The organism is Xaviernesmea rhizosphaerae, assembly GCF_001938945.1.
Classification (GTDB): domain Bacteria; phylum Pseudomonadota; class Alphaproteobacteria; order Rhizobiales; family Rhizobiaceae; genus Xaviernesmea; species Xaviernesmea rhizosphaerae.
The window spans coordinates 78,131-99,225 of record NZ_MKIO01000038.1 but is presented as its reverse complement, the minus strand read 5'-3'; the positions used below and the strand labels follow the sequence as shown (position 1 = coordinate 99,225).

Here is a 21,095-nt window from a genome sequence, read left to right as displayed (position 1 = left end):
GCCGCCATGACGACGAAGACCCCGTATTACATCACGACCGCAATTTCCTATCCCAATGGCCGCCCGCATATCGGCCATGCCTATGAGCTGATCGCCACCGACGCGATCGCCCGCTTCCAGCGGCTGGATGGCCGCGACGTCTTCTTCCTGACCGGCACGGACGAGCACGGGCAGAAGATGCAGCAGACGGCCAAGCGCGAGAACATGACGGCGAAGGAGCTGGCGGACCGCAATTCGGCCGAGTTCCGCAAGATGGGCCAGCTGCTCAACGCCTCCAATGACGATTTCATCCGCACCACCGAGCCGCGCCATCACGAGGCGGTGACGGCGATCTGGAAGCGCATGGCCGCCAATGGCGACATCTACAAGGACAGCTATTCCGGCTGGTACTCGGTGCGCGACGAGGCTTACTACCAGGAAGACGAAACCGAGCTGCGCGCCGATGGCGTGCGCTACGGGCCGCAGGGCACGCCCGTGGAATGGGTGGAGGAGGCGAGCTACTTCTTCCGCCTGTCCGACTATCAGGACCGCCTCCTGAAGCTCTACGAGGAGCAGCCCGATTTCATCGGCCCGGCCGAGCGCCGCAATGAGGTGATCTCCTTCGTCAAGTCGGGGCTGAAGGACCTTTCGGTCTCGCGCACCACCTTCGACTGGGGCATTCCCGTGCCCGATGATCCCGACCATGTCATGTATGTCTGGGTCGATGCGCTGACCAATTACGTGACGGCAACCGGCTATCTCACCGACGAGACCGGACCGCGCGCCAAATTCTGGCCGGCCGACCTGCACATGATCGGCAAGGACATCATCCGCTTCCACACGGTCTATTGGCCCGCCTTCCTGATGTCTGCAGGCCTGCCGCTGCCCAAGCGCGTTTTCGCCCATGGCTTCCTGCTCAACAAGGGCGAGAAGATGTCGAAGTCGCTCGGCAATGTGGTCGATCCGGTCAATCTGGTCGAGCATTTCGGCCTCGACCAGATCCGCTATTTCTTCCTGCGCGAGGTCTCCTTCGGCCAGGACGGCTCCTATTCGGAAGAGGGGATCGCCACCCGCATCAATGCCGATCTCGCCAATGGCATCGGCAATCTGGCCAGCCGCTCGCTGTCGATGATCGTCAAGAACTGCGAGGGCGCGGTGCCCGTCTGCGGCGATTTGAGCGAGGCGGATGCGGCGATTCTCGCCACCGCCGATGCGCTGGTCGAAACCGTGCGCGCCGAGATGAATGCGCTGGCGATCCACAAGGCGCTGGCCGCGATCATCGCGCTCGTGTCGGAAGGCGACCGCTATTTCGCGGGGCAGGAGCCCTGGGCGCTGAAGAAGACCGATCCGGCCCGCATGGCGACCGTGCTCTATGTCACCGCCGAGGTGGTGCGCCAGATCGCCCTTCTGCTCCAGCCCTTCATGCCGGGCTCCTCGGCCAAGCTGCTCGATCTCGTGGCCGTGCCGGAAGAAAAGCGCAGCTTCGCCTTCCTCGGGCAGGCAGGCCGCCTGGTGGCCGGCACGCCGCTCTCGGCGCCGACCCCGGTCTTCCCGCGCTACCAGCCGCCGGCGGAGGCCTGAGCCTTGGTTACGCTGATCGACAGCCATTGCCATCTCGATTTCGACGACTTCGCCGCCGAGCGCGATCAGGTCATCGCCCGCGCCGGCGAGGCCGGCGTGCGCCAGATGGTGACCATCTGCACGAAGGTGAAGAAATTCGACCGGATCCTCGCGGTCGCCGAAGCCTATGACAACGTCTTCTGCTCGGTCGGCACGCATCCCAACAGCGCCCATGAGGAGCTGGATATCGAGACGGATGATCTCGTGCGGCTCTCCGCCCATCCCAAGGTGGTGGCGATCGGCGAGGCCGGGCTCGACTATTTCTACGACACCGCATCGCCGGAAGCGCAGCGCACGGGGCTTCTGCGCCATATCGCGGCCGCACGCCAGACCGGCCTGCCGCTCGTCATCCACAGCCGCTCGGCGGATGAGGACATGGCGGCGATCCTGACGGAGGAGACGGGGAAGGGCGCCTTCCCCTTCATCCTCCACTGTTTCACCGCCGGACCGGAGCTGGCGCGCGTCGGCGTCGAGCTCGGGGGCTATATCTCCTTTTCCGGCATCCTCACCTTCCCGAAGTCAGAGGAGCTGCGGGCGATCGCCAAGACCGTGCCGCATGACCGTCTCCTGGTGGAGACAGATGCGCCCTATCTGGCGCCCAAGCCCTTCCGGGGAAAACGCAACGAGCCCGCTTATGTCGCCCAGACGGCCGAAGTGTTGGCGGAAACGCTGGGCATGACGGTGGAGGAGGCAGGCCAGCTCACCACCGAAAACGCGCTGCGCTGCTTCTCGAAAATGCCGAGGCTCTAGACCGTGATCTTCAGGCGCATCTTCACCATTCTCGGCTGTGGCTCGTCTCCCGGCGTGCCGCGGATCACCGGCGACTGGGGCGCCTGCGACCCGGCCGAGCCGAAGAACCGCCGCCTGCGCGCGGCCCTTCTGGTGGAGCAGGTCGCCGAGGATGGCGGGCGCACCAGCGTCGTCATCGATACCGGGCCGGATTTTCGCACGCAGATGGTGCGGGCCGGGGTGACCCATCTCGATGCCGCCGTCTACACCCATTCCCATGCCGACCATCTCCACGGCATCGACGATCTGCGCGGGTACGTCTTGGGACGCGGCACGCGCGTGCCGATCTATACCGACCAGGCGACGCTGACGCGGATCGCGGAAGGGTTCAGCTATTGCCTGACCACTCCGCCGGGCGGCCACTATCCGCCGATCATCGAGGCGCGGCTGATCGGCGAGGATCTCGCACCCTTCGTCATCGAAGGCGCGGGCGGGGCCATCCCGTTTCTGCCGATGCGCCAGGAGCATGGGGCAATCCATTCGCTGGGCTTCCGCATCGGCGATTTCGCCTATTGCTCCGATGTCAGCGATTTTCCCGAAGAGACGCAGGCGCGGCTTGCCTGCCTCGACACGCTCGTCATCGACACACTGCAATACAAGCCGCATCCCAGCCATCTGTCGCTGCAGCAGTCGCTCGGCTGGATCGAGCGGCTCGCGCCCCGGCGCGCGATCCTCACGCACATGCATATTCCGCTCGACTACGCCACCGTGATGGCCGAGACGCCCCGTCATGTCGAGCCGGCCTTCGACGGCATGACCGTAACCTATGAGGTGACCCTGTGAGCCGCTTCTGGAGCCCGATCGTCCACGCGCTCAGCCCGTATGTCGCGGGCGAGCAGCCGCGCATCGACAATCTCGTCAAGCTCAACACCAATGAGTGCCCCTATCCGCCGTCTCCCGCCGCGCTCGCGGCGATCCGGGAAGCGGCATCGGATGCGCTGCGGCTCTATCCCGATCCGACCGCGCTGGAGCTGCGCCAGGCGATCGCCGCCGATCTGGGCCTGACGGCGGAGGCCGTCTTCGTCGGCAATGGGTCGGACGAGGTGCTGGCCCATGCCTTCGTGGCGCTGCTCAAGCAGGAGGCGCCGCTTCTTTATCCCGATATCAGCTATAGCTTCTATCCGACCTATTGCCGCCTGTTCGAGATCGGCGCCGAGACCGTGCCGCTGGACGAGGCCATGCGCATCCGCGTGGAGGACTATGATCGGCCCTGCGGCGCGATCATCCTTCCGAACCCGAACGCGCCCACCGGCATCGCGCTGCCGCTCGACGCGATCAGGCAGCTTCTGCTGCGCCATGCCGACAAGCCCGTCATCATCGATGAGGCCTATGTCGATTTCGGCGCTGAGAGCGCGACCGCGCTGATCGCCGAGCACCCGAACCTGCTTGTCATCCAGACCTTCTCCAAGTCGCGCGCGCTGGCCGGCCTGCGCGTCGGCTTCGCCGTCGGCCAGCCGCATCTGATCGAGGCCCTGGAGCGGGTGAAGGACAGCTTCAATTCCTATCCGCTCGACCGGCTGGCGCTTGCCGGCGCCACGGCCGCATGGAAGGACCGCCACTGGTTCGAGACGCATCGCGACCTGATCGTCGCCAGCCGCGCGCGGCTGACGGAAGCGCTTGAAACGCTCGGCTTCGAGGTGCTGCCTTCCAGCGCCAATTTCGTCTTCGCCCGGCACAGCGCGCGCACGGGCGCGGATCTGGCGGCGGCCCTGCGGGCGCGTGCGATCCTGGTCCGGCATTTCGCCAAGCCGCGCATTGCCGACTATCTGCGCGTCAGCATCGGCACCCAGGCGGAATGTGACCGTCTGGTCGGCGCGCTGACGGAGATCCTCGCTCAGGGTTGAAATAGCCGGCAAACGACGTCGTGACGCTGCCTGATGGGAGCGTCGGGCGCCACGGGACGTTCCGGGGAGGGAAGGGACATGGCAAAGCAGTTTCAGAAGATCGAGCCGCATCTGCACCGGTTCATTGCGGCCCAGCGGATGTTCTTCACCGCTTCCGCGGCGGAAACGGGCCGGGTCAATGTCTCGCCGCGCGGCACCGACATGTTCCGGGTGATCGACGATACGCATGTGCTCTATCTCGACCGGACCGGCAGCAGCAACGAGACGGCGGCCCATCTGATGGCCGATGGCCGGCTCACCATCATGTTCTGCGCCGTCGACGGGCCGCCGCTGATCCTGCGGCTCTATGGCAGGGGCCGCGTGCTGCACCGGAACAGCACAGCCTATGCCGAGCGTCTGGCCACGCTGTTCGACAACAAGGCCCCGCTCGGCGCGCGGCAGATGGTGGAGCTCGACATCGACATGGTTCAGAGCTCCTGCGGCTATGGCGTTCCCCTGTTCACGTACGAAGGCGAGCGCCCGCAGATGGACGCTTGGGCGACGGCCAAGGGCGAGGACGGGATCGACGCCTATTGGCGCGAGAAGAACCAGCGCAGCATGGACGGCCTGCCGACCGGCCTGTTCGACGAGGCCTGAGCCACCGGTTAGTCCTTCCTGTCAGTCCTCATCGCCGTCGCCCGAGAGATGATTGCTCGTGGATTGCTTGACCTGGCCGACATGGGTCAGAAGGCCTGATATGACGATCGGATCGACATCGGCCATCATGTCCTTCAGCCAGTTCTCATGCGCCTCGGCCATGGCCTGAAACGTGGTGCGGCCCTTGTCGGTCAGGCAGGCGACGATCACGCGGCGGTCGTCCGGCAGGCGCTCGCGCACCAGCAGTCCTTCGGTTTCCAGCCGCTCGACCAGCCCGGTAATATTGCCATTGGTCACCATGGTGCGCTTCGACAGCTCGCCAAGCCGCAGGCCGTCATTTTCACGATAGAGCTGCGACAGGATATCGAACTGCGGCAGCGTCGCGCCGAATTCGCGGCGAAGCCGGCGGCGGATTTCCTGGGAGATCAGCTTGGTGGTGGACAGGAGCCGCAGCCAGAGGCGAAGCTCCTGCTTCTTGCCCTCCTGGGTATCGTGAACCACGGCCTCGAGATCATATTCCGCCACGTCCTGTCCCTTCTGAAGCACTGCATTGCATTTGCCGGATATTGCATTCCTCGGATGAGGTCCTGTCGCCCGGCCCGGCCCGCCTGCCTATCGGCCCGAGCCTCCCGTCGATGCTCCACAGATGGCACAGGTCGCGTGACCGTCCATCACCAGGGGCATCGGCGGCTGCCTCGCTCTTACTGCACCATGTTTGAACGTTCAAGAAACCATCCGGCGAAGCCTGCCGCGGCACGAGCTTTTGCCCCTCCCCGGAAAGCCCCGTTTTCCGGAGAGGATGGCCCGTCAGCGCCTCTTTCGCCAAGATGATTTAAGCTTAAACAAAATTCTTGCGCGAAGATATTTTTGCTTCTAGGCTCCCGTCATCAATCGCCACCGGTTTAGGCCCTGCATGCCGTGAAGGCGCCGAGGCGGATGGACAAAAGGGGAGCCGCATATGACCGCACATCTTGCAAGCCTGGCCCAGGGCCTTCTCACCGGCGCCGTCAAGGTCGTCGATCTCAGCGCGCCGCTTGGGCCGGAAACGCCCGTTCTCTACCTGCCGCCGCAGTTCGGGAAAAATACGCCGAAGGTGAAGGTCCACACCATCTCGACCTATGACCAGGACGGCCCCTTCTGGGCCTGGAACTGGCTAGAGCTGGGCGAGCACACCGGCACCCATTTCGACGCGCCCTGCCACTGGATCACCGGCAAGGATCATCCCGAAAACACCACCGACACCATCCCGCCGCAGAACTTCGTCGCCCCCGTCAATGTTATCGACCGCTCGAAGGAGGCGGCCGAGAATCCCGACTATCTGCTGACGGCCGACAGCATCCGCGCCTGGGAGGCCGAGCATGGCGAGATCGAGGCCGGGAGCTGGGTGCTGCTGCGCACCGACTGGTACAAGCGCAACGGCGCGACCGAGACCTTCCTCAATGCCGACGAGACCGGCCCGCATTCGCCGGGGCCGACCGTGGATGCGATCGAATATCTCCTGTCGAAGGGCATCATCGGCTGGGGGCAGGAGACGATCGGCACGGATGCGGGCGCTGCCGGCGGCATGGAGCCGCCCTTTCCCGCGCACAATCTGATGCACAAGGCCAACCGCTACGGTCTGGCCAGCCTCTGCCATCTCGACCAGCTTCCGCCGAAAGGTGCAATCCTGATCGCCGCGCCGCTCAAGCTGGTCAAGGGCACGGGGTCGCCCGTGCGCGCGCTGGCGCTGATCGGCTGAGCGCGGCGCGGCCGAACGCGGCTTTCAGACCTCTGACACAGCGCGAAACCCTCTGCGTCGTCATCCCCGGGGGCAAGAAGTCCGCGGATGACGGCCAGGGACTTTATGCCCCATGGCAGAGGTCAACGCACCAAGGTGTGCGAAGCCGATAAAGCGTTTGGTCGTTTCTTCACTCTTCAGCGGTCGCCCGTGGCAGCAGCCACTCATGACGACAGGAACCGGCGCGCCGGCGGATCATGCGTTTCCGGCATCCCCGCGCGCTGAACATGCAGCGTCCGTTTTCGGCTGAGAACGGCTTCCTCCACCCTGCGGGAGATCATCATGGCAGAGGCTGATTTCATCATCATCGGCAGCGGCATCAATGCATTGGTGGCTGCCGCGCTTCTGGGAAAGAAGGGCCGGAAGGTCACCCTTATCGAGCGCAATGCCGAGATCGGCGGTTGCCTGCGCACGGAGGAGATCACGGTGCCCGGCTATCGCCATGATGTGATGGCGACGACCATGGTGCTGTTTCTGACCTCGCCCGCCTTTGCCGTCCTGGGCAAAGATTTGGAGGCGTGGGGGCTGGAATTCTGCCATTCGCCCACGCCCACCGGCGTGCTGCGGCCGGATGGCTCCCATGCCATTCTGTCGATGGACCGCAGCCGGAACATCGCCCATTTCGACGCACTGGCGCCGGGCGACGGTGCGGCCTTCGACCGGGAGATGGGTCGCTTCGCCGGCAATGCCGGCTTCGTCTTCGGCCTGCTGGGCGGCAATCTCTGGTCCTCCGGCACCGCCAGGCTGCTGGCGCGCGAAGCCTGGAAGAGGGGCCTGCGCGGCCTGCTGGCCTTCTTCGGCGACGCGCTGGCGCCGGCGCGCGGCTATCTTGAGACCACCTATCGCGCCGAGGAGCTAAAGGCGCTTTGGGCGCCCTGGGCGCTGCATTGCGGCCTTGGGCCCGAAAGCAGCTATTCCGCCGAAATGACGCGGGTGATCGGCTTTGCCATCGAGGCGGCCGGCTGCCCGATCGTCAAGGGAGGCGCGGCCAATCTGCTGCGCGCCTTCGAGCGTCTGATCAGAGACCAGGGCGGCGAGATCCTGCGCGACGCCGATGTCGAGCGGATCGACCTCGATGCCTCGGGCCGGGCCAGCGGTGTCCGCCTCGGCAATGGCCGGCAGCTGCGCGCCACGCGCGGGGTGATCGCCTCGGTCACGCCGCATCAGCTCTATGACCGCCTGCTTGCCGATGCCGCGCGTCCGCCGGCCGTGTCTGAAGGGCTTGCCGCCTATCGCTATGGCAAGGGCAATATGCAGATCCATTATGCGCTGAAGGCGCCGCCGCGCTGGCGCGACGGTGAGGATCTGGCCAAGGTGGCGCTCCTGCATCTGACGCCCGGGCTCGACGGCGTCTCGCGCTCGGCCAATGAGGCGGAGCGTGGCCTTTTGCCGGCGGAGCCGACCGTTTGCGTCGGGCAGCCGACCGCGCTCGATCCCAGCCGCGCGCCTGAAGGCGGCGCCATTTTATGGCTGCAGCTGCCGGACACGCCGCGCCGGATCAAAGGCGACGCCGCCGGACAGTTGGACCGGCCGGAGGATGGCCGCTGGACCGAGGCGCTGCGCGAGGCCTTCGCCGATCGGGTCGAAGCCATGCTGCGCCACCATATCGAGAATTTCGACGAGATCGTGCTGGCGCGCCGCGCCTATTCTCCCGCCGATCTTGAAGCCACGAACATCAATCTGGTCGGCGGCGATCCCTATGGCGGGTTCTGCGGTCTCGACCAGTTCTTCCTCTGGCGGCCCTTCAAGACCAGCGTCAACCACAAGACGCATGTCCCCGGCCTCTACCATATCGGCGCCTCGACCCATCCCGGGCCGGGACTTGCCGGCGGATCGGGCTATCTCCTGGGATCGTCGCTCAAGTAAGGACCGCCGAAGCCGATAGCATGGGAAGGTGCGGGCTTGCACTGGCGCATCGAACCGGAAATCTGGCCGCATAATCCGAAAACGAGCAAAATCGTCAGGATATTCTATCCTAGATTTGTGGTATCGTTCTGTTTTCTGACGGGAAAATAACTGACGGGCGGCGGCTCTCTATTAAGTACTGCTTAAATAATTAAATATAATCATAGGCATCCTTGATGTGGAGGCCTGGTTATGTTCGGATTTCACCGCCCGAAAGAAGATTTCCGCCGCGAACTGGCGTCCTTCCTGTTTGAGAGTGCGCCGGATGCCTATTGTGTCATCCGTGACGGCCACGTGATCGCTTTCAATGACGCGTTCCAGAAGGTTTTAAGCCAGCCTGCGGATACGATCATGGGCCTCACGCCGGCAGATTTTTCGCCGGAGTTCCAGCCGGATGGCGAGCGTTCCGACAACAAGGCCATGGCCAAGATCGGTCTGGCGATGAAGGAGGGGTTTTCCCGGTTTGAATGGGAAGGCCGTCGGCGTGACGACAGCCGCTTCCAGATTCAGGTGACGCTCATCCGCTGGGTCCGTGAAAAAGAGACCTTGCTGATCGTCGTCTGGCAGGACATCGAAGAAATGATTCGACTGCGCAAGGCGGAAGAGTTGCGGCAGGCCGAGGCGGCGCGGGTGGCCGAAGAAGACCGGCAGGCCATCGAAAAGCTTGCCTCGGGCCTGCGTCAGCTGGCCGAGGGGGATCTGACGCAGCAGATCGACAGCGCCTTTTCGGCAAAGTCGGATAGTCTCCGGCAGAACTTCAATGTCGCGACCCAACAGCTGCGCGCCCTGGTCAGTGACGTTTCTGCCGCTGCCGCCTCCGTGCTGGATCGCTGCCGCGAAATCAGTGCCGCCTCTTCCGATCTCTCCAGCCGGACCGAGCGCCAGGCCGCCAGCATCGAGGAGGCTTCCGGCGCGCTATCGCATATCGTCAAGACGCTGACGGAGACGAGCGCCGCCGCCCGCTCGGCCAAACGCATGATCGAGCTTGCCAACACCGACAGCGGCGACGGCTCTGCGATCGTCGAAAAGGCGATCAACGCCATGGAGGCCATCGACCGCTCGTCGAGCGAGATCGCCAAGATCATCGGCGTCATCGACGAGATCGCCTTCCAGACCAATCTTCTGGCGCTCAATGCCGGCGTTGAGGCGGCGCGTGCCGGCGAGGCGGGCAAGGGCTTTGCCGTCGTCGCCCAGGAAGTGCGCGAACTCGCCCAGCGCTCCGCTGCCGCGGCCAAGGAGATCCGCGCGCTGATCACGACCTCCAGCAAGCTGGTCGAAAATGGCGTCGGCCTCGTCAACCAGACTGGATCGGCCATCAGCCGGATCGCCGCTCATATTGCCGGTGTCGGCGGCTCCGTGACGACCATCGAGCGCTCCGCCAGCGATCAGGAAGCCGCGATGCGCGAGATCGAGGCGGTGATCGGTCAGGTCGATCAGGTCACGCAGAAGAACGCCGCGATGGTCGAGGAAACGGCAGCGGCGTCCAATGCGATGACGGACGAGATGCACGAGATCGCCCGCAAGCTGCAGGGCTTCCGCACCGAAGGTGTCGAGCGCCCGTCGCGCCGGCGAGCTGCCTGAGGAACAGGGCGCGGATCGCTTCGGGCGACTTGCCTGGAGCATCGGACCGACATGCGGGAACCTGGCTTGCGCCCGCTTTGCGCGGCCTTGACGACAGGGCGAAGCTGCCGACATGGCAGCGTCGCCCTTTCTCTTTTGGTGCGATCGTTCAGGCGCGCTCAGCGCGTGCTGCGGGGATCAGGATCGTTGCCAGGGCCGCCAGCAGCGCGATGCCCGCGAAGACATAGAAGTTCCACTGCGGTGCGGCATTGATGCTGGCGATATAGCCGCCAACCAGCGGGCCGGTGAGCGCGCCGAGGCGCGAGAAGCTGAGCGCGAAACCGGTGCCGGCCGAGCGGATCGACGGATCGAGCTTCTGCGCGAGATAGCCCGTCAGGATCAGCGAGGCCGAGACCGTGCCGAAGCCGGCAACGGCAACGAAGAGATAGTTGACGATGAGCGGCCCTCCGAGCGCCAGCAGTGCGATGCCGGCGGCGCCGACGAGATAGGAGGCCGCGATCGTCTTCTTGACGCCGAAGCGGTCGGCCCAGGAGCCGAGCAGGATGCCGCCAATGGCCGAGGAGAAGCTGAACACCGCGAGGAACATCAGGCTGTTGCCGAGGTCGTAGCCGTTCTTGCGCATGATCTGTGGCAGCCACTGCGCCAGGCCATAGACCAGAAGCAGGCCCATGAAGAGGGCGACCCAGAAGCAGATCGTCTCAAAGGCCTTTTGCGGGCTGAAGATGGCGCGCAGAACCGAAGCAAGGTTCGGGCTGGTGCGGTCCTTCAGAACGGCAGCCGGCACGGCGATGCCCATGCGAGCTGCCGTCCTCGTCGCCGCATCCTTCCGGCCGCGCAGGACAAGAAATTCCACCGATTCCGGCAGCAGGGCCATGAAAACCGGGACCACCAGCAGCGGCAGCGCGCCGAGCACGACGACGGCGCGCCAGCCGTGATCGGCCAGCAGCGCCTTGGAGCAGAGCGCGGCGGTGAGAATGCCGATCGAATAGCCCGAATACATCAGCCCGTAATTGAAGCTCTTGCGGCTTTTGGGCGAATATTCGACGGTGAGTGCCGCCGCCACGGGGATGATGCCGCCGAGGCCGAGGCCCGCGACGAAGCGGCTGATGCCGAACAGGAGCGGCGTGGGCGCCAGCGCGCTTCCCACCATGCAGGCGGCAAACAGGCTGAGGCAGGCGATGAACAGCGGCTTGCGGCCGTAAATCTCGCTCAGCGTGCCGACGACGATGCCGCCGATCAGCATGCCGATCACGGTGTAGCTGCCCATGGCGCCGAGCTCCAAGGGCGTCAGCTGCCAGATCGGGTCGGTGGAAAGCGCCGGCAGGATAGCGCCCAGCACACCGACATCATAGCCTTCGGCAAAGATCGCCAGCCAGCAGAGCGCGACGACCAGAAGGCTCTTGCCCCTGGAGATTTCCGCCGGGACAATCCCGGCCTTTCCCATCTGCGTGATCATTGCCGTCATGACATGCGTTCCCCTTCACGCTCGGCCTGAAGCCGGCGCGTTGTTTCTGGTTGCGGTGTTGGAAAAGGGCGGGGCGGTTCTCCTGTCCGCCCTGTCCTTGTTGCTCGTGCAAGGTCTGCGCCACCCGGGCGAGACGTTCAAGCCGGCCCGTTCAGAGCGTGGCGACGGTCTTCAGCGCGCCATCGAGCGCGATGCCCTGTTCGTCCAGAAGGGCCGCCTGGCGCAGGCGACGCATCCAGGCCGCGCCATCCTCACGCTCGCGCAGGAGCGGCAGCGCCGACATCACCCGGTCGAACTTCGACAAGCCGCGCACATGGGTGTCGGAATAGCCCTTGACCAGTCGCCGGTTGCCGAGGATCTCCACCGCCAGATCATAATTCTCAGGCAGGACAGAGCGCGCGCTCGCCAGCCAGTCTTCCACATGGCGCATCTCGACATGATGGCGCAGCGAGCCGCGGCGGAACCGGCGCAGTGCGGAGACGAGATAGAGGCCGAGGAACCAGCCCATCGTGCCGGTCTTCACCCGCCGACCCTTTTCGATGCGCCGGTTGAGGAAGCCGAAGAGGCGCGGGCTGTTTTCGATCCACCGGCCGAGGCCGCGCGGCAGGGTGCCGCAGACCTCTTCCATGCGCGGATGCATATATTCGGTGGTGTAGAGCAGCTGATCGGCCTTGACACCGACCTCCTTGCGCACCCGCTCGAAGCGGGTGGCGCGGGTCTTCAGGTCGGCCACGCGGATCACGTCGTCATAGGCCATGGCAATGGCGACATATTTCGCCGCGTGGAGTGTGAAGGCGAAGTCCTTCGCCTCACCGCCGGCCGCGCGGTCGGCATCGAACAGCGCCTTGATCCGGCTCAGATAGTCGTCGGCATAGTCCGGGTCTTGGAACTCGGTGAGCTTTTTGACGCCAGCAAAGAGCATGGAATGAGCGCTCTCGGGAAACTCGCCGCGGATGCGGGCGAGCAGGCGATCGAGCTGCGGATGGCCGGCGGAGACGGGCAGGGCGTCCAGCCGCTTCTTCGGCGTGGCGCTCAGCCGGTCGTTTTCGCCCGTGCCGGCGCGCTCGTAAGCCGCGCCGAAGGCCTTGAGGCTCGCCTCGATGCCCTTGCCGCCCGCCTTGATCGTGGCCTCGAACTGCTCGCGGGTAAAGGGCAGGGCGCGGGAGGCGGCCAGCGCGCCGAACAGGGCCGAGGAGACGACGCTGCCATTGCGGCTCGCGAGCCTGTCCATGTCGAAGGCGATCGTCTTCTTGGCGGCGAAATCGGTGGCGTCCACCACCACTTCCGGATTGCCGATGCCATCGCCCGGCTTCTCCTTTTCCCCGACAGCGAAGGAGCGGTGGGTGGAGGCGATCAGCAAGGTCTTGTCCGGCGTCACCAGTCCGCGGATCACCGAGCGCCCGGCCTCCATCAGCTCGGCGGCAATGACGATATCGACGTCGCCGGGGGTGGGCATCAGCGAGAGCACCGGCGCAACACCCGGCCGGCCCTTGATCAGCTCGAGATAATAGATGGTGGCACCTGTGCGCTGAGCCACGCCGGGTACCGAGGTGGTCTGGGCAACCCAGCCCTGCGCTTCGGCCAGGGCCACGATCCAGTCGGCGAGCACGCCACCGCCCTGGCCGCCCATGGCGAGAATGGCGATCGACAGCGGCTTGTCGGTCGAGAGCGGCGACACCTTGAATGTCTGCATCATGTTCATGTCCTGCTCCTTTGGCTCACGCGGCGAAGGTGACACGCGCGCTGGCGCGGCGCTTTTGAAGCCAGCCGATCACGGCGCTGCGCATGCGGTAGAGAAACCTGTCCAGACCCGTGGGATTGTGGATGACATCGGCGCGGTAGAAGGACGGGCAGAGCACGGCGGCCTCCGAGACCTCGCCGCAATTGCCGCAGCCGACGCAGGAATTGTCGATCGCCGCGACCGGATCGTCTTTCAGCGGATCATCCGTGTGCTTGACCGAGAGCGAGGGGCAGCCGGAAAGGCGGATGCAGGCGTGATCGCCCGTGCACACATCCTCGTCCACGCCGAAGCGCTCCTTGACCATGCGTTTGCCGTCCTTGACCGCCTTGGCGAATTGCGGCTTCACCCGGCGCTGCTTGTTCAGCATGCATTCGGAGGAGGCGACGATGATCTTCGGACCCTTCTCGCTTGTCGTCAGCGCCTCCTTCAGCGTGTCGCGCATTTTTGCGACGTCATAGGTGCGGTCGATCTGCCGGACCCAGGTGGCGCCGATGCCCTTGACGGCATTCACGATCGAATTGTTGGTCTTGCGGCGCGGATTGATCGCGCGCGAGGAAAGCACATCCTGGCCGCCTGTCGCTGAGGAGTAGAAATTGTCGACGATGATGGTGACGCCGTCCTGCTTGTTGAAGACCGCGTTGCCCACGGAGGTGGTTAGGCCGTTGTGCCAGAAGCCGCCATCGCCCATCACCGAGATCGCGCGCTTTTCGGCCTCGACATTGAAGGCCGAGGCGGAAGCGGGGCCGAGGCCGTAGCCCATGGTGGTGCCGCCAATGTTGAAGGGCGGCAGGATCGAGAAGAGGTGGCAGCCGATATCGGCAGAGACGTGGTGCGGCCCCAGCTCCTTTTCCACAAGCTTCATCGCCGCGAAGATCGGCCGCTCCGGGCAGCCGGTGCAGAAACCCGCCGGGCGCGCCGGCACGACCTCGGCCAGCGCCTTGACCTTCGGATCCGCCAGAATAGGGGAAGGATCGGGAACCGGCGGGCGATTGCCGAGCAGATGGGCGGCATGAGCTTCCAGAAAGCCGGTCAGGCCCTTGATCAGCACGGGCGTGGTATATTCCCCACCGAGCGGCAGCACGTCTTTTCCGGAAATGCGCGTCTGCAGGTCGCGACGGCGCATCAGCGTGTGCAGCGCCTGTTCGATATATTCCGGCGCGCCTTCCTCGATCATCAGCACTGCCTTCTTGTCGGCCGCGAAGGCGACGATCTCGTCATCGATAAGCGGGTAGGAGACATTCATCACATAAAGGGGCAGGCGGCTGTTGCCATAGACATCGGCCAGGCCGAGATGCTGGAGCGCGCGCAGCGTGCTGTTGTAGAGCCCGCCCTGAAGGATCAGGCCGACCTCGCCATCCTGCGGGCCGAAATACTCGTTGAGCCTGTTCTCCTTGACGTATTGGACGGCGGCGGGCCAGCGCTTCTCCAGCTTCTCCTTCTCGTGCAGGAAGGAGGCCGGCGGCAGGACGATGCGGCTGAGATCGCGCACCGGATTTTCCAGCGCCTGTTTCAGCGTGAAATCAGGGCGCTTGTTGTCCTTGGCGACGAACTGGCCATGCACGTGACAGGAGCGGATGCCGACCTGCAGCATGACCGGCGTGTTGGAGGCTTCCGACAGCTCGAAACCCTTCTCCACCGCCTCGACGATCGCCGTCAGGTTCGGGCGCGGGGTCAGCAGCCACATCTGCGATTTCATCGCAAAGGCATGGCTGCGCTCCTGCATGATCGAGGAGCCTTCGCCGTAGTCCTCGCCGATGATGACCAGCGCGCCGCCGGTGACGCCCCCCGAGGCCAGGTTCGACAACGCATCCGAGGCGACATTGGTGCCGGCGGTCGACTTCCAGGTCACGGCTCCGCGCACCGGATACATGACGGAAGCCGACAGCATGGCCGCGGCGGCGGCTTCGGACGCCGAGGATTCGAAGTGGACGCCCAGCTCCTCCATCACCTCCTTGGCATCGGCGAGAACGTCCATCAGATGCGAGATCGGCGAGCCCTGATAGCCGCCGACATAGGAAACGCCCGCCTGAAGCAGGGCCTTGGTGATGGCGAGGATGCCCTCGCCGCTGAAGATCTCTCCGGCACCCAGCTTGAGGTCTTCCACCTCGCGGGCAAAGGAACGTTCGGCCATCGCTGCTCCCCTTATGATGCATACGCTTTTATATGAAATAGCATATTTCTAAGATGAGCTTTCTGTCAATTGGATTCGTTTTAAGCCTAAAATAAATGATTTATGGCCCATTTTATGGCTTAAGCTGCATATATTATGTGCTTCTGACCACCAAATCCTGTGCATATGCATATAAAATTCGCATTCGCAGCATAAATCCGGACTTTTGCAGCAAGCATCAAAAAAAGGCTTGCCGAAATCCCAAGATTCATTTTAGGCTTCAAATAAAGCATGAGCGGCTCAAGGCCGCCGATGATCTCCAGGGGAACAACGGAGTCTTTCCATGACCGACATCACACGCCGCCGGGCTCTCGGGCTCGGTGCAGGAAGTCTTTTGGCCGCGATTCTGGTGGGCAATGTCCGCCTCGCCGGCGCCGACAGTTCGACGCTGACGATCGCCTTCAATTCCAATTTGCCGTCCTTCGACGGCACGGTCGGCCCCTCGGCGGTCAACCCGACCATCCAGGCGATCTACCGCGCGGTGTTCGACCAATATATCGGCCAGGCGCCGGACCTCTCCTTCAAGCCCGGCCTTCTGACGGCCTGGGGCTGGAACGAGGACAAGACCAGGGTCTTCATGGAGGTGCGCAGCGGCGTGACGTGGCATGATGGCACGCCCTTGACGCCGGAGGACGTCGTCTGGTCGCTGGAGCGCGCCGGCAAGCCCGAGACCGGCAATCCCGTCTCCGGTGTCTGGGCCTCGATCGGCAATTTCACCGTCAATGGTCAGCGCATCGAAGGGGAGGTAAAGAGCTTCGATCCGACCATTTTCAAGTGGATGGCCTATCTCACCGGCTATGTCATGCCCAAGGCCTATTATGAAAAGGTCGGCGCGGAAGGTTTCGAGAAGAAGCCGATTGGCACCGGCCCCTACAAGGTCGATGCCTATGAGGGCAACGCCTTCCTGCGGCTGAAGGCCAATCCCGACTATTGGGGCGAGAAGCCGGCCTTCGAGACCGTCATCTTCAAGTTCGTGACCGATGCGACCAGCCGCGTGGCCGAGATCGAATCGGGCTCCTCCGATGTAACGCTGGAAATTCCCTTCGAGGAGTTCGATCGTCTCAAGGGCAAGTCCGGGCTCAAGGGCGTGTCCACGCCCATCTCCGACATCGGCATGATCTTCATCACCAACCGCGACGTGATGCTGGACAAGAATGTCCGCCTGGCGGCCCATCATGCCATCGACAAGGACGGGATCATCAAGAAGCTGTTGCGCGGCTACGGCCAGGCGATCGACACGCTGGAGGCGCCGCAATACATTGCCTATGATCCGTCGATCAAGGTCGGTTACGACCCGAAGAAGGCGGCGGCGCTGCTGGCCGCCTCAGGCTTTTCCAAGGACAAGCCGGCGCGCTTCACCATCCAGACCACGCGCGGACTGAAGCCGAAGGATTATGAGATGATCCAGGCGATCGTCGGCATGTGGCGCAAGGTCGGGATCGAGGCCGAGATCGAGGTCTACGAGATCGCCAAGCATTACGAACTGCGCGCCGGCCACAAGCTCGCGCCGGCCGCCTTCTACAATTGGGGCAATGCCATCGGCGATCCCGCCACCTCCACCGGCTTCTCCATGTTTTCCAAGTCGCCGCATTCGGCCTGGAAAAGCGATGATCTCGACGCGAAGATCGGGCCGCTCTGGACTGAGAAGGACGAGGCCAGGCGGATCGCGGGCTGGAAGGCGGTTGACGCGTATATTGCCCAGGAGGGCTATGTGATCCCGCTCCTGCAATATGTGCAGCCGATCGTGTTCAAGGCCGGCCTGTCGGTGACGCCCAACGTCTCCAGCGCGCTGGAGCCGGGCCTGGTCTCCAAGGCCAAGGTCTGAGCCGGCCAAGCGTGGCCTTGAAGGGCCGCGCCTCTGGCCATCGTCTTTCCGAAGCGGTGAGGGGAGCCTCGCTCTGCCATGCGGGCAGCCCGCCTGCGCGGCTTTGACCCCGCCGCTTCGGACGTCCTTTCCCCTTCAAGCGCTGCGCCCGGTGTCCCCTGATGCTTCATCATCTTCTCGGCAGAATGCTGACCGCGTTCGTCACGCTGATCGGCGTGGCCATCGTGATCTTCTGCCTCCTGCGCATCGTGCCGGGCGATCCCGTCGCGATGATGATCTCGCCGAGCGCTACGCCGGCCGATATCGCCGCCCTGCGTGCCCGCTACGGGCTGGATCTCGGCCTGTTCCAGCAATTCGTGATCTGGTTCAAGGCGGTGACGGCAGGCGATTTCGGCGCGTCGATCTCGCTGCGTCGCGACGTGGTGGAACTGATCGGCGAGCGCCTGCCGGCCACGCTGGAACTGGCCTTCGCCGCGCTCGTCTTCGGCGTTCTGGCTGGAGGGACGATTGCGGTCATCACCACGCTCCTGCGCCGCACGCCGCTGGAGGCTGTCTTCGAGTTCTTGAACGGCCTCTTTCTGGCCGTCCCCGATTTCGTCTGGGCGCTGGCGTTGGTGCTCGTGCTCGGCGTGGCCTTTCCGGTCCTGCCTTTGTCCGGCCGGCTGGACCCGGCCAGTGCGCCGGCCTTCGTCACACCCTTCTACCTGCTCGAAAGCCTTGTCCGGCTCGACTTCGCCACGTTTAGCGATCTGGTGGCGCATATGGTCATGCCGGTGCTGGCGCTCGGCCTGCCGCTGGCCGCCATCGTCGCCCGCATCCTGAAGGAATCGCTTCTGGAAGCCATGGGGCAGGATTACGTGCTGCTCGCGCGGCTCAAGGGCATGTCGCCGCTGCGGCTCGTCCTGCAGGAGGCGCTTCGCAATGCGGTGGGCCCGACGCTGACGCTGACGGGCGTTCAGTTCACCTTCATGATCGGCGGCACCGTCATCATTGAGCGGATCTTCGCCTATCCCGGCCTCGGCAATATGGCGATCGATGCGGTGATCAACCGCGACCTGCCGCTGATCCAGGGCATCGTGCTGATCTTCGGCGCGCTGTTCATCCTCATCAACATCGCCACGGATGCGCTCGCCGTGCTGCTCGACCCGAGGCAGGCCCATGGCTGACGCCGCTCTCTCCCCAGCCTTTTCCCGCGCAGGGGGCAAGACCCTGCGCGCGCTTCTCGGCGAACCGCGCGTCCTCTTCGGCGGCGGCTTCGTCCTGCTGATGATCGCCATCGCCTTGCTCGCGCCGGTGATCGCACCGAAGGATCCGCTCGAACAGGACCTGATGCTCGGCACGCTGCCGCCGGCAGGCTTCGACGGCGCGGAAGCCGGCTATCTCCTGGGAACCGACGATCTCGGCCGCGACGTGCTGTCGCGCATCCTCCATGGCACCCGCATCGCGCTGATCGTCGCCTTCGTCGCCGCCAGCCTGTCGGCGCTGATCGGCACGGCGCTGGGCCTTGCCGCCGGCTTCTATCGCGGTTGGACCGACCGGATCGTCTCCCGGCTGGTGGACATCTGGATGTCCTTTCCGCCGGTTCTTCTCTCGGTGCTGCTGGTCGCCGTCTTCGGCCCCGGACTGCATTCGGTGATCGCGGCCATCGTCATCATCGACTGGACCCGCTTCTGCCGCGTGGTGCGGGCGGAAACGATCCGCCAGGCCGGGCTCGATTATGTTACGGCCGCCGAGACCGTCGGCTTTTCCAGGCCACATATTCTCCTGCGGGAGATCCTGCCCAATGTGGTGCCGATTCTGCTGGCGCTGGTCAGCCTGGAAATGGGCATTGCCGTCACGGTCGAGGCGATCCTCTCCTTCGTCGGCCTCTCGCTGTCCTCGGACACGCCGACCTGGGGCGGCATGATCGCCCAGGGGCGCCAGATCGTCTATCAGGGCTGGTGGGTTCTGGTCTTTCCGCTGATCGCGCTGTTTTCCACCGTGCTTGCCTTCAACCAGCTGGGCAATGGCCTGCGCCTGGCCCTCGACCCGGTGATGCGCCGATGACCTCTCCGCTTCTGTCGATAAAAGCGCTCAGCGCCGTTTCCACGCGCGAGGCGCATCAGCCGGTTCTGCGCGCCGTCTCGCTCGACCTTCGCCCCGGCGAGGTGCATGGGCTGGTGGGCGAGTCCGGCGCCGGCAAGTCCACCATTGCCAAGGCCGTTCTCGGCATCCTGCCGCGCACGGTGAAGGTTACCGGCGGCAGCGTCCGTTTCGAGGAGCGCGACCTTCTGACCCTGCCGCCGCGCGCGCTGCGCGACATCATGGGCCGGGAGATCACGCTCATTCCGCAGGATCCGCAGACGGCGCTCAACCCGTCGCGGCGGATCGAGGGGCAGCTGACGGACGGGCTGCGGCTGCGGCTCGGGCTGAGCGCGGCGGCGGCGCGGGCGAGGGCGCTAGCACTCCTGGAGGAGGTGCAGATCCGCGATCCCGAGCGGGTTCTGGCAAGCTATCCGCATCAGCTTTCCGGCGGCATGCGCCAGCGTATCCTGATCGCCGCCGCCTTTGCCCCCGGGCCGAAGCTGGTGGTGGCCGACGAGCCGACGACCGCGCTCGACGTCACCGTGCAGAAAGAAATTCTTCGGCTGATCCGCCGGATGCAGCGGGCCCATGACACGGCGGTGATTTTCGTCACCCATGATCTCGGCGTGGTGGCCAAGATCTGTGACAGCGTCACCCTGCTCTATGCCGGCAAGGTAATCGAGGCCGGCACCACGGCAGCGATGCTGGAGCGCCCGGCCCACCCCTATACACGGGCGCTGATTGCCGCAGGCCCGCGCTATGACCGGCCGGAAGCCAGTCTGACGCCGGTGCCCGACGCCATTTTCCGACAATTGCGCCAGGATATCGAGCAGACGGAGCGTGCCTGACATGACCGGAGAAAACCAGGCGTTGCTGATCGACGCGCGCGGCATCGAGGTTACCTATGGCGGACGCGGCCTGTTCGGCCGCAGCGAGGCCGGCTTCAAGGTGCTCCACGGTATCGACATCGCCATCCGGCGTGGCGAAACCGTGGGCATTGTCGGCGAGAGCGGTTCGGGAAAGAGCACGCTCGGCCGGGCGCTTCTGCGCCTCGTGCCGGTCTCTGCCGGAACCATCGCCTTTGACGGTCAGCCGATCACGGACCTGTCTGCCGCCCGGATGCGGCCCTTGCGCCGGCGCCTGCAGATGATCTTCCAGGATCCGATGGCCTCGCTCAATCCGCGCCATACGATCGGACGGATCCTGACCGCGCCCTTGCTGCTGCATGGCGTGGTGGCGGACCGGGCAGGGGCGGAGCGGGCGGCGCTGGCCATGCTGGAGCACGTCTCCCTGCCCGCCGCCGTGCTCGGCCGCAGCCCGCATGAGCTGTCTGGCGGCCAGCGCCAGCGCATCGGCATTGCCCGCGCGGCGCTGCTCAAGCCCGATTTCGTGCTGGCGGACGAGATCGTCTCCGGCCTCGATGTCTCGACGCAGGCCATGGCGCTGAACCTGCTGAAGGATCTCTCGCGCGAAATGGGCCTGGCCATGGCCTTCATCAGCCACGATCTCTCGGTCATCCGCGCAGTCTGCGACCGTGTCTATGTGCTGCGGGCCGGCCGGATCGTGGAGCAGGGCCCCTGTGCCGAGGTCTTCGCGCGGCCCCGGTCCGACTATACAAGGCAGCTTCTCGACGCCATTCCGCTGCCGGAGATCGACCCGGACTGGCTGGGCGACCGGCCGATGCAGCCGGCTGCCTGAC

At 64.8% G+C, this 21,095-nt stretch carries 17 protein-coding genes; 13 read left to right on the top strand and 4 right to left on the bottom strand.

The features are described 5' to 3' along the window. Positions 1-6 precede the first annotated feature (6 nt). The 5 genes from metG to BJF92_RS17755 all read left to right on the top strand — a co-directional run bounded on the left by metG (position 7) and on the right by BJF92_RS17755 (position 4,868). A complete protein-coding gene (gene metG, locus BJF92_RS17775; RefSeq protein WP_075636170.1) occupies positions 7-1,560 on the top strand; it encodes a methionine--tRNA ligase in 1,554 nt (517 codons plus the stop codon). Between the two features lie 12 nt (positions 1,561-1,572). After that, complete coding sequence (locus BJF92_RS17770) at positions 1,573-2,349, top strand: TatD family hydrolase (protein ID WP_075636169.1); 777 nt, start codon at positions 1,573-1,575, stop codon at positions 2,347-2,349. Positions 2,350-2,352: 3 nt separating this feature from the next. Beyond that, a complete protein-coding gene (locus BJF92_RS17765; RefSeq protein WP_075636095.1) occupies positions 2,353-3,171 on the top strand; it encodes an MBL fold metallo-hydrolase in 819 nt (272 codons plus the stop codon). Then, complete coding sequence (locus tag BJF92_RS17760) at positions 3,168-4,232, top strand: pyridoxal phosphate-dependent aminotransferase (RefSeq protein WP_075636094.1); 1,065 nt, start codon at positions 3,168-3,170, stop codon at positions 4,230-4,232. The genes BJF92_RS17765 and BJF92_RS17760 overlap by 4 nt, the downstream gene beginning before the upstream one ends. A gap of 78 nt (positions 4,233-4,310) precedes the next feature. Further along, positions 4,311-4,868, top strand: a complete 558-nt coding sequence (locus tag BJF92_RS17755) for a pyridoxamine 5'-phosphate oxidase family protein (RefSeq protein WP_075636093.1) — start codon at positions 4,311-4,313, stop codon at positions 4,866-4,868. 21 nt (positions 4,869-4,889) lie between these two features. Here the strand turns inward: BJF92_RS17755 and BJF92_RS17750 are convergent, their stop codons facing one another. Then, complete coding sequence (locus tag BJF92_RS17750; protein ID WP_139790381.1) at positions 4,890-5,393, bottom strand: MarR family winged helix-turn-helix transcriptional regulator; 504 nt, start codon at positions 5,391-5,393, stop codon at positions 4,890-4,892. Between the two features lie 433 nt (positions 5,394-5,826). Here BJF92_RS17750 and BJF92_RS17745 point away from each other — a divergent pair, with 433 nt between their 5' ends. From BJF92_RS17745 to BJF92_RS17735, 3 genes are all read left to right on the top strand, one after another. Beyond that, positions 5,827-6,606, top strand: coding sequence for a cyclase family protein (locus BJF92_RS17745; RefSeq protein ID WP_075636091.1), 780 nt, complete (start codon positions 5,827-5,829; stop codon positions 6,604-6,606). A 321-nt stretch (positions 6,607-6,927) separates the two neighbouring features. Beyond that, entirely contained in the window at positions 6,928-8,511 is a 1,584-nt protein-coding gene (locus BJF92_RS17740) for a phytoene desaturase family protein (protein ID WP_075636090.1), read from the top strand. Positions 8,512-8,742: 231 nt separating this feature from the next. Continuing rightward, positions 8,743-10,131, top strand: a complete 1,389-nt coding sequence (locus tag BJF92_RS17735; protein ID WP_075636089.1) for a methyl-accepting chemotaxis protein — start codon at positions 8,743-8,745, stop codon at positions 10,129-10,131. Positions 10,132-10,279: 148 nt separating this feature from the next. Here BJF92_RS17735 and BJF92_RS17730 read toward each other — a convergent pair whose 3' ends face one another. From BJF92_RS17730 to BJF92_RS17720, 3 genes are all read right to left on the bottom strand, one after another. Beyond that, on the bottom strand, positions 10,280-11,596 hold the full coding sequence (locus tag BJF92_RS17730) for an MFS transporter (RefSeq protein ID WP_245294813.1): 1,317 nt from the start codon (positions 11,594-11,596) through the stop codon (positions 10,280-10,282). Between the two features lie 151 nt (positions 11,597-11,747). Beyond that, complete coding sequence (locus BJF92_RS17725; RefSeq protein WP_075636088.1) at positions 11,748-13,298, bottom strand: indolepyruvate oxidoreductase subunit beta family protein; 1,551 nt, start codon at positions 13,296-13,298, stop codon at positions 11,748-11,750. 16 nt (positions 13,299-13,314) lie between these two features. Beyond that, the gene (locus BJF92_RS17720; RefSeq protein WP_075636087.1) at positions 13,315-15,468 is read right to left on the bottom strand and encodes a ferredoxin family protein; all 2,154 of its coding nucleotides are present in this window, start codon (positions 15,466-15,468) and stop codon (positions 13,315-13,317) included. Positions 15,469-15,790: 322 nt separating this feature from the next. Between BJF92_RS17720 and BJF92_RS17715 the strand changes: the two genes are divergently transcribed. The 5 genes from BJF92_RS17715 to BJF92_RS25280 all read left to right on the top strand — a co-directional run bounded on the left by BJF92_RS17715 (position 15,791) and on the right by BJF92_RS25280 (position 21,094). Next, positions 15,791-17,332 (top strand): ABC transporter substrate-binding protein, encoded by a 1,542-nt coding sequence (locus BJF92_RS17715; protein WP_075636086.1) that lies wholly within the window; start codon positions 15,791-15,793, stop codon positions 17,330-17,332. 158 nt (positions 17,333-17,490) lie between these two features. Further along, the gene (locus BJF92_RS17710; RefSeq protein WP_075636085.1) at positions 17,491-18,498 is read left to right on the top strand and encodes an ABC transporter permease; all 1,008 of its coding nucleotides are present in this window, start codon (positions 17,491-17,493) and stop codon (positions 18,496-18,498) included. Then, entirely contained in the window at positions 18,491-19,378 is an 888-nt protein-coding gene (locus BJF92_RS17705) for an ABC transporter permease (protein ID WP_075636084.1), read from the top strand. The genes BJF92_RS17710 and BJF92_RS17705 overlap by 8 nt, the downstream gene beginning before the upstream one ends. Then, positions 19,375-20,244: an ABC transporter ATP-binding protein gene (locus BJF92_RS17700; RefSeq protein WP_075636083.1), complete on the top strand. Its 870-nt coding sequence runs from the start codon at positions 19,375-19,377 to the stop codon at positions 20,242-20,244. Before BJF92_RS17705 ends, BJF92_RS17700 begins: the two co-directional genes overlap by 4 nt. Position 20,245: 1 nt before the next feature. Then, positions 20,246-21,094: an ATP-binding cassette domain-containing protein gene (locus BJF92_RS25280; protein ID WP_075636082.1), complete on the top strand. Its 849-nt coding sequence runs from the start codon at positions 20,246-20,248 to the stop codon at positions 21,092-21,094. Position 21,095 lies beyond the last annotated feature (1 nt).